Origin of the sequence: Lutimonas halocynthiae (assembly GCF_030409835.1) — a bacterium.
Taxonomy (GTDB): Bacteria; Bacteroidota; Bacteroidia; order Flavobacteriales; family Flavobacteriaceae; genus Lutimonas; species Lutimonas halocynthiae.
Genome location: NZ_JAUFQO010000001.1, coordinates 240,874 through 253,034 on the forward strand (window position 1 = coordinate 240,874; position 12,161 = coordinate 253,034).

Here is a 12,161-nt window from a genome sequence, read left to right on the forward strand (position 1 = left end):
TTATGAAAAATTCAGAATCTTTTATTTCAGTTAAAGAAGCAATAGATTTCGTGTTGAACGCTGCAGAATCTTTCGGGACTGAATCTATAGAATTCAATAAGTCTCTTGGAAGAGTGCTAAAAGAAACGGTTAAAGCAGATCGCGAAATGCCTCCTTTTGATCGTGTCAGCATGGATGGAATTGCTATCAACTTTGAAGCTTTTCAAACCGGGCTTAGGTCTTATCCAATTGAAGCTATACAGGCGGCCGGAAGTGAACAATTAAGCCTCGAGCATAAGGAGCATTGTTTAGAAGCGATGACAGGTGCTATGCTGCCTCAAGGGACGGATACAATTATTCCTTATGAACTTATCAATATTGAAAACGGAATAGCACATGTACAAGTAGAAGAAATCAAACATTTTCAAAATATTCACAAAAAGGGATTAGACCGAAAAAAAGATGCTGTTCTCATTTCAAAAGACACCATAATTACTGCTGCCGAAATAGGTGTATTAGCCACTGTTGGTAAAACAACTATTGAAGTTGCTAAACTTCCAAAAATAGCCATTGTTTCAACCGGTGACGAATTAGTGGATGTTTCTGAAATTCCCGCAGCTTATCAAATACGAAAAAGTAATGTGCATACATTGGCTGCTGCATTGCGTGGTTTTGAATTAAACCCTGATTTATTTCATATCACTGACGACAAAAATAAATTGCGAGAAAAAATAAAATCTTTACTTGAGAACTATGATGTTTTGATGTTCAGTGGTGCCGTTAGCAAAGGAAAATTTGATTATTTGCCAGAAATTTTACAGGAACTTGCTGTGCAAAAATTATTTCATAAAGTAAAGCAAAGACCAGGTAAACCCTTTTGGTTTGGGAAGAAAGAACAAACAACAATTTTTGCATTTCCCGGCAATCCGGTATCTACCTTTGTCAGTTGCCTGAAATATTTTATTCCATGGCTGCTTAAAAGTTTAGAATTAGGTCCAGAAAAAAAGGACTTCGCAGTGTTAGCGGAAGATTTTTATTTCAAACCTGAGCTGACTTATTTTTTACAAGTTAAAATTAAAAATGAAGCTGGTGTTTTATCTGCATTTCCAATTGCAGGAAACGGATCAGGTGATTTGGCCAATTTAACTCAAAATGATGCTTTTATGGAGCTGCCTTCTGATAGAACAGATTTTAAAAAGGGGGAAGCTTTTCCAATCATAAAATACCGTTAATAAAATACTTGATTTGAGTAAATTTTCACATATAGACGACGACAACAAGCCTAAAATGGTCAATGTTATTGACAAAACAATAACTAAAAGAAGGGCATTGGCCCAGGCTAATATGTTTTTAGGGAGAGAAATTATTTCTTTATTGAATGGCAAAGAAATAAACACAAAAAAGGGGCCCGTTTTCCAAACGGCAGTGATTGCAGGAATTCAAGCGGTTAAAAAAACTGCTGAGCTGATACCAATGTGTCATCCACTCCCTCTCGATGGTATTACAATTGATATTGCTTTTTTAGATGAAGAGAACATCAATATTAGCTGCGCAGTTGAAATGGAAGGGAAAACTGGGATAGAAATGGAAGCTTTAACCGGCGCCAGCGTCGCAGCACTTACTGTTTATGATATGTGTAAAGCTATCTCTCAGAAAATGATCATCAAAGAAGTCAAGCTATTAGAAAAAACTGGTGGAAAAAGTGACATAAAGAAATAAAGTTTCTTTCAAAAGAATCAAAGCCAATGAAAATTAATTCATTGGCTTTTTTCATGGTCATTAGAGGTTTAATTATGGATCTACAGTTATTGTAGCTTCGTATTGAACCTCAACAACGAAATCCATTGGTCCGTTATCACATAATGCATTTCCTTCATACTTCACCATTATTGTGTTTCCAGCTTTCAAGGCGTTTCCAATTCTGTTCAATTCTGCTACTTCCTTAATTTCATAAACAGTTCCATTATCGGCTTCTGTTTTAACTGTAAACGCATTCGTCAAGGCCACTTGATTGTGTGCACTAAAAGAGGCGTCTACCTGACCATTCTCGTCACCTACAAAGTTGATAATCTTATAACTCAATTTGGTAAGCTTGACCGACTTTATTTTATTAAGATGGTTTTTAGTATCGCTATTTTCGATGCTAATGGATGCATCGCTTGAAAAAGAAACCCATTCTCCATCAGTCTGATCAACCTTAACCGGGATATTTTCAGTTTCCTTAAGACTTACATCAAAGTCTGGTAGAAGTCCGACTACGTCATCTTCATCGCAGGATGAAAAACTAAGGCAGGCGCAACATATGCAAAGAGCTATTAATCTTCTTTTCATGATTTTAAATTTTAAGTTATATTAATTTGGAATGTTGAATATTTTAATGACTTTCTAATGAAATACCTATTTCATAGATTGACCATTTTTATTCTCGAGAAACTATGGCTGGCTTTAGGCAAATGAAACCAGCCCAATACAGGATCGAATGTATGTAACAAAGATTTTTAATGAAGATTTCATGTCGAGGGAGACTTGGTTTTATAATTCCTTGTTTGAACACATTAAGTTACAAAAAAATAACCAAATTGTTGCGTAACTATGGTCACTAAAACGGAAAGATTCATCCATAAATTTTCGGAATGCGCATTATTAAGTATTTTAGCAATTGTAAGCAATTCCAATTCGTAAATTCAAGATTTAATATCATGAAAAAACATACTAAACACGCCAAACTAACGAGGCGAAATTTTGGTCACATGGCTCCTTTCGAAATCTCAATCCTGGGCACCAAATGTTCAATTATTAAGGAATTGGTAAAAGAAGTATCCAAAAAAATCAACTCTAGATATAAGTTGGCATATGCTGATGCCTCTCATAACAAAGACACTGTTGCACCGAATTATGATGAATATACATTTCACCATTCTGGTAGTTTAAAAGTAGACCAGGCCTACCAAATGAACCCAAATACAGATCCTATATTGTTCAGCGATTACGATCTATTGTTTATAAATGGCAATCATTATCAAGGTAAAAAACAAATACTCATCCTGGATGACGAAAAAGAAGCTTCAGTATTAAAGAGAATAGAGCAACTTGGTGACATCGCTTTTCTGCTAAATTTAAATCACAGATCAGAAATTTTTCCTTTTCTCATTGAAAAGAATCCTAAAATATCAGATTTAGAAGTTTATTCTATTCACGATATTGAACAGATAAGCGATCATATTTTACAGTTGATAGAACATAACAGACCTCCACTTCAAGGCTTAGTACTCGCAGGAGGGAAAAGCATTAGAATGGGTACCGACAAAGGTCTATTAGATTATTTCGGCAAGTCACAAAGAGTCTATTCGATCGAAATGTTAGAGCGATTAAATTTAAAGACATTTTTATCGGTTCGAAAAGAACAAAATCTCGATCAAAAAAATGTGATTGAGGATGCGTTTTTAGGGCTTGGCCCTTTTGGAGCTATTTGTTCTGCATTCCAATACAATCCCAATGTGGCCTGGCTCGTAATTGCTACTGATCTTCCATTTGTAGATGAGAAATTGATTCGACGCTTATTGGAAGAAAGGGATCCAAGCAAAGTAGCCACTGCAATCAAAGGTAAAGGGAAAAAATTCCCTGAACCGCTTATCACAATTTGGGAACCCAAGGCCTATCCGATTATGCTGCAATTCTTGGCAAAAGGGGTTTCGTGCCCAAGAAAGGTTTTGATAAATACTGATGTCCTTCACGTTGAAGTGGAAGATGAATTTATTCAAAATGTCAATACTCCTGAAGAATATTCGGCCGTAAAAAAAGAATTGCACAAATAGTGTTTAAGAAAATGGATAAGGAGAAAATGTTCATAAGGCAAACCACCCTGCCAGAGGTTGGTTTAAAGGGTCAGGAAAAATTATCAAATGCTAAAATTGCTATTATTGGCTGCGGTGGTCTTGGTAGTGCTGCTGCTGTATATCTTGCAGCAACAGGAATTGGCCAGATTCACTTGATTGACTATGACAAGATTGATGTCAGTAATTTACATCGACAGGTATTTTATAAATTAGAGGAGGTAGGGAAATCGAAAGCCAAATCACTTGCCAAGCATATAGAAAGTATTAGTTCTTTTGTCTCTGTCAGCATACATGAAGAACCCATCAACAAATATAACATCACTGAAGAATTAAAGAATTATTCGATTATTCTCGATTGTACCGATAGCCTTCCAACGAAATATTTATTGAATGACTATTGTGTTCTAAACAATAAAACATTGGTTTATGGTTCACTTTATAAACATGACGGATACGTAGCCGTTTTTAATGCAGATTCGAAAGATGGCCGAACGGCCCATCTTAGGGATGCCTTTCCGGAAATGTCTAAAAAGCACGTTCCCAATTGTTCTGAAATTGGGACACTAAATCCAATTGTTGGTATAATCGGATTAATGCAGGCCAATGAGGTGATCAAAATAATAACAGAAACAGGGACCCTGCTCATCAACAAAATTCTCATTTATAATTCAATGGATAATTCCCAGTTTATTATGAAGCTAAAATCAGCTTTTTCTAAAGATAGGGTCGCAGCAATTTATAATAATGAAAATTATTTTGATGCAAGATGTGAGTTGCAGGATGAGGGTTTACTCATAGAAGCAAATCAATTGAGAAATAAATTACCGGATGGAAATATCAAAATTATTTCTGTCATTGCCGACACAAATTTTCCGATACCATTCTCCGTTGATCTTAGCATGCCAAATTCAAAATTTGATGCGGCAAAATTAGCGCCTTTTATGAGCAATGAAATTGTGGTTGTTTGTCAAAAAGGCATTTCAAGTTATGCCACAACTAAAAGAATAAGAAAAGAGTTTTCCGGGCTAAAGGTATTTAGCCTCAAGAACGGTCTTGAGAATTACTAATCATACTGAGCAAATAATAATATTCAAGTCTATGTCAAAGCCTCTTAGCTTTTATCAAGAAGAAAAATCCAAGTTTGAGCAGCAGCGAGATCAGCTTCGTAAGAAATCTAATCTTTACAGCATTTTAAGAATAATTTTATTTCTTATTGTCTTACCGGCCGCTTATTTGAGTTATGATGAAACACGCTTATTTCTCGGAGTTCTGGCAACTGGATTTACCGGATTTATGATCATGGTTATTAAACATCAAAGTCTGCGAACCCAAAGAATCTTATCGGAACACCTTATTGCTATCAATTCAATTGAAATTGACGCATTAAACGGCAAATACGATTCCCTACCTACTGGTTCTGAATTTACAGACCCGCATCATTATTTCAGTAATGATGTTGATCTATTCGGAAATGGTTCATTCTTTCAATACATCAATAGAACAGCTACCTCTTCAGGTCGCAGATCATTAGCTAGAATTTTGACAAGTAATGATATCGAAGATATAGCAGCGAAGCAGGAAGTCATAAAAGAACTATCAGAAATGCCTCAGTGGCGGCAACGCTATTTAGCTTTGGCAAAAATGGTTAAAACAGAAACTGATCATAAGATCATTGTTTCATGGATTCACAACTACAAGTCATTTCTTCCTTCATTGATGAAATACTTACCCATGCTTTTTAGCCTTATATCCTTGGTATTACTATTACTGGTTTCATTGGGTCAAATTTCTTTCTTTTTATTGGCTGGTTGGTTTTTTGTAGGATTGCTAATCACTTTGCCTTATTTCAAAAGAGTGAACCATTTATATCTAGAAGCTGGTCAGATCAAACACACTTTTAAGCAGTATCATACCTTGTTAAATGAAATTGAAAACTTAAAATTAAAAGCTTCTTTTGCCATCAAACAGCAAGATAAAATTCAATCTTCAAACAAAAAGGCATCACTTATTTTTAAAGAATTCTCTAAAATTCTAGATGCCTTTGATCAAAGAAATAACATGCTTTTTGGAATTCTTGGCAATGGATTATTCCTATGGGACCTTCGCCAAACTTACAAAATAGACAAGTGGATATCTGTCTATCAAAACCAGGTTGAAAACTGGTTCGATGTGATTTCCTATTTCGATGCCCAAATTTCTTTATCAAATTATGCTTATAACCATACCGATCATCATTTCCCTGAAATAAAATTAAAAGAATATGGGATCAGTGCTGAAATGCTGGGTCATCCTTTACTTGATAAAGAAGTGCGAATTGATAATGATTTTTCTATTGCGGAAAAAGATTTTCAAATCATAACCGGAGCCAATATGGCTGGTAAAAGTACTTTCCTGCGAACCATATCCTTAAGTCTAATCATGTCTAATTCAGGCTTACCTGTATGCGCCAAGAAAATGAGTTATTCCCCAATTAAACTAATTACTAGCATGAGAACGACTGATTCTTTAGCGGAAGAAAGCTCTTATTTTTATGCAGAAATTGTCAGATTGCGCTTCATTGTTGACCAAATGAAGGATGATAAATATTTTATTATTCTAGACGAGATCTTAAAAGGGACAAACAGTAAAGACAAGGCCATTGGCTCTAAAAAGTTTGTTGAAAAACTGGTTAAATCAGGTTCGACAGGAATCATCGCAACGCATGATTTAAGCTTGTGTGATATTGAACAAGAATATCCTCAGATTCACAACAAATATTTTGATGCTAAAATCAATAATGAAGAATTGGTTTTTGATTATAAATTAAAAGCTGGTATCTGCACGAATATGAATGCTTCTTTTCTCTTAAAGAAAATGGAAATAATTTGATCATGGGTGAGAATTGACCCAAATCTCTCCATCTTCAAAAAACTCCTTTTTCCAGATTGGCACCGTCTCTTTTAAAGTATCGATAGCATATTGACATGCCTTAAATGCGGCCTCTCTGTGTGCAGAAGAGACTGCAATGATTACCGGAACCTCGCCAATTCCCAATGCCCCTGTTGCGTGGTGTATGGCAATTTTATGAATGCTAAACTTTTCAATGGCTTTACTAGCGATAACCTTCATTTCTTTTATGGCCATAGGTTCATAGGCTGAGAATTCCAACTTAAAAACCTCTTTGTTTTTTGTGCTGTTTCTCACGGTTCCTACAAACAAAGAAATACCTCCGCAGCTATCGTCTGAAACAAAGTCGTAGCATTCTTGAAGAGATAACTCACCTTCTTTCAGTTTTATATAAATTGAATTCTCCATATATTAGATTAACCACCACTAACCGGCGGAATAACCGCAACAGTGTCATTTTCAACTATGATCAAGTCTTCTTCAGCATAGGTTTCATTCACAGCAATCGAGAATGAATCCATTTGAGAAAATAAGGGATATTTATCTTGTAAAACTTTTCTAAAAGCACTTACTTTCAGGTCTTCATTAACTTCCAAAAAGGTGCTAGTTTCACTGGCTAAATCTTTCGCCATCCCAAAAAAAAGAATCTTAAGCTTCATAATTGAATTTTATCAAAAATAACCAATACCTTTAAGAGGAAAAAATTAATTTAAGGCAGATTATTCTTTAGTCAAACCATTCTCTTTAAGTAACTAATGTTACAACTTAAAACCTGCATTTGACTAAATTTGGTAACAGTACCCAGAACATCCTTTCAAAAGTTCTTGAACTTGTTCTTTATTTCCTAGTTAATTAGGATTTCACAATAATTATGAAGCCATTGCGCATATGAAATACGGATTTATTATTGACAACAGAAAATGTATCGGTTGTCATGCGTGTACTACCGCTTGTAAAAGTGAACACGACGTACCCATAGGGGTCAACAGGACCTATGTAAAGCAAGTTGAAAAGGGAGAATTCCCAAATACCAGAAGGATTTTCTCAGTGATGAGATGTAATCACTGTACCGATGCTCCATGTGTAGAAATATGCCCTGTTGAGGCGCTGCACACCAGAGAAGATGGGATTGTAGATTTTGATAATAATCGATGTATTGGATGCAAGTCATGTATGCAAGCATGCCCCTATGATGCACTTTATATTGATCCTGACAATAAAACCGCAGCAAAATGTAATTATTGCGCTCACAGAGTTGAAGTGGGTAGAGCTCCTGCTTGTGTAGATGTCTGTCCTGAGCACGCCATTATTGCTGGAGACATGGATAATCCAGAAACGGAGATTTCTATGCTGCTAGCCAGAGAACAAGTCATGGTTAGAAAACCTGAAAAAGGAACGAAACCAAACTTATTTTATATCGATGGTGATTACCAATCTTTGGATCCTGATACTACGGATAGTTCTGGTCCTGGATTATGGAACTCTCAAGCAAGGGGAGTTGGGCATTATGCAAAAGCCGCTGAAAAAATGATGCATACTAATGACGATATTAATTTATTACAGATGAGTATCGATAATGACCTGGAAGCAGCCTACCATAAGAATGAAACAGAGAATCCTAATTATATTGATGTACTTAATGGCAAAGCCCGAAGAGTATATGACACACCTGATAAGGGAATTTTATGGGGTTGGGAAGTATCTGCCTATGTCACGACCAAGGCAATTGCTGCCGGTGCCTTTTTAATTCCTCTTTTAGCCATAGTCCTTGGATATGAAGTTTCTAATACGATCAAATTGGTATCTGTAGGAATATCCTTATCCTTTTTAGGACTTACAGGACTGTTTTTAGTCATGGACCTTGACCGCCCGGATAGATTTTTAAACGTCTTATTAAGACCTCAATGGAATTCATGGCTTGTTAAAGGCGGGTATACCATATCAATCTTTGGCTTACTCATGACCATATGGGGAGTCGCTACATTTTTTGAATGGGACATCCCTGAAAATTTATTGTTAGGCGTAACTGCTGTATTTGGTGTGATCCTGGCTATCTACACTGCATTTTTATTTGCTCAAGCAAAGGGAAGAGATTTTTGGCAAAGCCCTACCTTACCATTGCATATGTTGGTTCATAGCGTTCTTGCCGGTGCTGCTGTTTTTGCTGTCTTGGCCGTCGTAATGCAACCTGAAAGCTGGATGGAAATTTTAGGCGCTGTAATTTCTATTTCGCTAATTGTTAATTTGTTTACACTCATTTCAGAGCTGACCATTACACATCCAACAAAAGCAGCGAAAAAAGTGGTTCATATGATCCTAAAAGGAAGGTATCAAGGCTTGTTTTGGTTAGGAACCATAATTCTAGGAAACGTTTTACCATTGATTTTAATTCAATTTTTACCTGGTCAATTATCTTTGGCAGTGGCTGGAATTTTAATACTCATAGGTATATATGTTACTGAAAAAATTTGGGTTGAGGCTCCGCAAAGAATACCTCTCGCCTAATTATTTAAAAAATTAAAGATTTAGAACCAATAATATTAAGATTATGGGCTACAAAAAAGCATCCTTTATAGAAAATCTGGCCGAGAAAGTTGGTCTTATTCCTGACCTACATAAGGAAGGGTACCAGAAACATGATGCTGATATGCGTCATTTTACAGATGAAGAAGTTGCTGCCATGTATGAAAATTTTCCTCCTCCGGAGAAATGGAATGATTGGATAGAATATGATCCAAAAGCCTGGCCTAACAAAAAGAAGACCAATTATCAAATTGTTCCTACCACTTGTTTCAACTGCGAAAGTGCATGCGGATTAACAGCTTTTATTGATAAGTCTTCAGGTGAAATCAAAAAGTTTGAAGGGAACCCATATCATCCTGGCAGTCGCGGAAGAAATTGCGCAAAAGGACCTGCTACTATCAACCAAGTGACTGATCCTGATCGTATTTTATTCCCTTTGAAGAGAAAAGGTAAACGCGGGGAAGGTGAATGGGAAAGAATCTCATGGGATGAAGCCTTAGATACAATCGCTGACAGAATTAGAAAAGCACTAAAAGAAGAAAGACATAACGAGATTGCCTACCACGTTGGAAGGCCTGGACATGAAGGATTCATGAATTGGGTTTTACCATCTTGGGGTATTGACGGTCATAATTCACATACTAATATTTGCTCCTCTGGTGCAAGGTTTGGTTATAATATTTGGTACGGTTATGACAGGCCGTCTCCTGATCATGCTGAAGCCAAATTTATATTGTTAATCTCAGCACATTTGGAATCGGGTCATTATTTTAACCCACATGCCCAAAGAATCATAGAAGGGAAAATGAAAGGAGCCAAACTGGCTACCATGGACCCAAGATTGTCTAACACGGCTTCTATGAGCGACTATTGGTTGCCATCATATCCGGGAACTGAAGCGGCTGTTCTATTAGCGATGGCTTTGATTATTCTACAAAAAAAATTGTACAATAGGTCCTACCTTGAAAACTGGACAAATTGGCAAGAATACTTGGAAGCCAAGCATCCTGAAAAAGAAGTATCCTTCGAAAATTACATCGATGCAATGATAGATGAGTATAAAGAATTTACGCCTGAATTTGCTGAAGAAGAGTCAGGGGTAAAGGCTGAAATGATACGAGAAATTGCGGTGAAAATTGGTGAAGCCGGAGAGCGATTCGCAAGTCATAACTGGAGAAGCGCAGGCGCATCAAACCTTGGAGGATGGGCCGTTGCCAGATGTTTGCATTTTTTGACTGTACTTACCGGAGCTGTTGGAGCTAAAGGAGGTACTTCTCCTAATTCATGGAATAAATTTAAACCGGAAGTTCCGAATCCACCAAAGCCACAAAAAAAATGGAATGAGTTACATTTCCCTAAAGAATATCCATTAGCCTTTTTTGAAATGAGTCAGTTATTACCTCACTTCCTTAAAGAAGGACGGGGTAAAATGGATGTCTATTTTTCACGTGTATTTAATCCTGTCTGGACCTATCCTGATGGCTTTACATGGATGGAAATGTTTATGGATGAATCTAAGTTCGGCCTTCATACTGCCATGACACCTACTTGGAATGAAACGGCCTTTTTTGCCGACTTGGTATTGCCAATGGGCTTAGCGCCTGAAAGACATGATATCAATTCATATGCGACCCATGGGGGAACCTGGGTGGCGTTTAGACAACCGGTATTAAGAGAAGCGGCAAGAAGAAATGGGAAACCTGTTGAATATACATATGAAGCCAATCCTGGAGAAGTATGGGAAGAAGATGAATTTTGGATTGAATTAAGTTGGAGAATTGATCCGGATGGAAGTATGGGAATTCGCAAACACTTTGAATCTCCAAAACGTCCAGGTAAAAAAATTACGATCGAAGAATACTATCAATATATATTTGAAAGAATCAAAGGCTTGCCTGCTGCTGCTAAAAAAGAAGGCATATCGGAATTTGAATATATGTCAAAATACGGTGCCTTTGAAATTGAAAAAGGCGAGTCTTACAAAATGAATGAAAACCTTTTGACAAAAGAACAGTTAGAGGGATCTGAAGTTGATAAGAAAAATGGGGTCGTTAGAAAGAAGGGCAAAGATATTGGTGTCATGATTAACGGGCAGGCAATGGTTGGTTTTCCTACCCCGTCGAGGAAAAACGAATTCTATTCGCAAACCATGGTTGACTGGAATTGGCCTGAATATTCAACACCAACTTATATCAAAAGTCATATTCACAACGATGTATTAGACAAATCTAAAGGGGAATATGTGCTTGTCCCTACTTTTAGGTTACCAACCCTTATTCATACAAGGTCTGGAAATGCTAAATGGCTCGTTGAAATCTCAAATAGAAACCCTATCTGGATGCATCCTGAAGACGCGGCCAAATGGAATTTTAAAACTGGAGATTTGGTTAAATTGAACACAGACATTGGCTATTTTATAGACAAAGTATGGGTAACCCAATCTATGAAGCCAGGTGTTGTGGCTTGTTCACATCATATTGGAAGATGGAGAAGAGAACAGGATACTGTAGGGAATCGATGGGCAACCAATACGGTAGACATTGAAAACAAGTCGTCAGGAAAATGGAAAATGACCACAAAACGAGGAATTAAGCCTTTTGAATCAAGTGATAGAGATTCAAAAAGAATCTTTTGGAAAGATGGAGGTGTTCATCAAAACATAACACATGCAGTACATCCAGACCCGATCAGTGGTATGCATACCTGGCATCAACGTGTCAGAATAGAAAAGCCAGGGGCAGATGATCAATATGGTGATATTTTTGTGGATACTAATAAATCACATGAAATATACAAGGAGTGGTTAGCTATGACAAGGCCGGCTCCAGGCCCTGATGGTCTCAGAAGACCGCTTTGGTTCAAAAGAGCCTTTAAACCTGATGAATCGACCTATTATATAAAAGACGTTAAAAACGATCCTAAGGAGTAGAATAAATT

General features: G+C 36.8%; 10 protein-coding genes. 7 read left to right on the top strand and 3 right to left on the bottom strand.

The features are described 5' to 3' along the window. Positions 1 to 2 precede the first annotated feature (2 nt). Both QWY87_RS01045 and moaC read left to right on the top strand, forming a co-directional pair. Entirely contained in the window at positions 3 to 1,211 is a 1,209-nt protein-coding gene (locus tag QWY87_RS01045; RefSeq protein ID WP_290287493.1) for a molybdopterin molybdotransferase MoeA, read from the top strand. Between the two features lie 13 nt (positions 1,212 to 1,224). Beyond that, positions 1,225 to 1,698 (top strand): cyclic pyranopterin monophosphate synthase MoaC, encoded by a 474-nt coding sequence (gene moaC / locus QWY87_RS01050; RefSeq protein ID WP_290287494.1) that lies wholly within the window; start codon positions 1,225 to 1,227, stop codon positions 1,696 to 1,698. A gap of 72 nt (positions 1,699 to 1,770) precedes the next feature. Here moaC and QWY87_RS01055 read toward each other — a convergent pair whose 3' ends face one another. After that, on the bottom strand, positions 1,771 to 2,310 hold the full coding sequence (locus QWY87_RS01055; protein WP_290287495.1) for a hypothetical protein: 540 nt from the start codon (positions 2,308 to 2,310) through the stop codon (positions 1,771 to 1,773). Positions 2,311 to 2,678: 368 nt separating this feature from the next. Between QWY87_RS01055 and QWY87_RS01060 the strand changes: the two genes are divergently transcribed. The 3 genes from QWY87_RS01060 to QWY87_RS01070 are packed head-to-tail and all read left to right on the top strand — an operon-like array spanning position 2,679 to position 6,683. Continuing rightward, positions 2,679 to 3,794 carry an NTP transferase domain-containing protein gene (locus tag QWY87_RS01060; protein ID WP_290287496.1) on the top strand — a complete coding sequence of 372 codons (1,116 nt, stop codon included), beginning with the start codon at positions 2,679 to 2,681 and terminating at the stop codon, positions 3,792 to 3,794. An 11-nt stretch (positions 3,795 to 3,805) separates the two neighbouring features. Next, on the top strand, positions 3,806 to 4,882 hold the full coding sequence (locus tag QWY87_RS01065; protein WP_290287497.1) for a HesA/MoeB/ThiF family protein: 1,077 nt from the start codon (positions 3,806 to 3,808) through the stop codon (positions 4,880 to 4,882). A 31-nt stretch (positions 4,883 to 4,913) separates the two neighbouring features. After that, positions 4,914 to 6,683 (top strand): MutS-related protein, encoded by a 1,770-nt coding sequence (locus QWY87_RS01070; RefSeq protein ID WP_290287498.1) that lies wholly within the window; start codon positions 4,914 to 4,916, stop codon positions 6,681 to 6,683. On the opposite strand, the gene QWY87_RS01075 is transcribed toward QWY87_RS01070, so the two are convergent. Together QWY87_RS01075 and QWY87_RS01080 are read right to left on the bottom strand one after the other, a co-directional pair. Beyond that, positions 6,684 to 7,109 carry a molybdenum cofactor biosynthesis protein MoaE gene (locus QWY87_RS01075; protein ID WP_290287499.1) on the bottom strand — a complete coding sequence of 142 codons (426 nt, stop codon included), beginning with the start codon at positions 7,107 to 7,109 and terminating at the stop codon, positions 6,684 to 6,686. It lies immediately after the preceding gene. Between the two features lie 8 nt (positions 7,110 to 7,117). Continuing rightward, on the bottom strand, positions 7,118 to 7,360 hold the full coding sequence (locus QWY87_RS01080; protein WP_290287500.1) for a MoaD/ThiS family protein: 243 nt from the start codon (positions 7,358 to 7,360) through the stop codon (positions 7,118 to 7,120). Positions 7,361 to 7,589: 229 nt separating this feature from the next. On the opposite strand from QWY87_RS01080, the gene QWY87_RS01085 reads away from it, so the two are divergent. Both QWY87_RS01085 and QWY87_RS01090 read left to right on the top strand, forming a co-directional pair. Beyond that, a complete protein-coding gene (locus tag QWY87_RS01085) occupies positions 7,590 to 9,206 on the top strand; it encodes a 4Fe-4S dicluster domain-containing protein (protein WP_290287501.1) in 1,617 nt (538 codons plus the stop codon). Between the two features lie 43 nt (positions 9,207 to 9,249). Beyond that, positions 9,250 to 12,153, top strand: a complete 2,904-nt coding sequence (locus tag QWY87_RS01090) for a molybdopterin-dependent oxidoreductase (protein ID WP_290287502.1) — start codon at positions 9,250 to 9,252, stop codon at positions 12,151 to 12,153. The last annotated feature ends 8 nt before the right edge of the window (positions 12,154 to 12,161 follow it).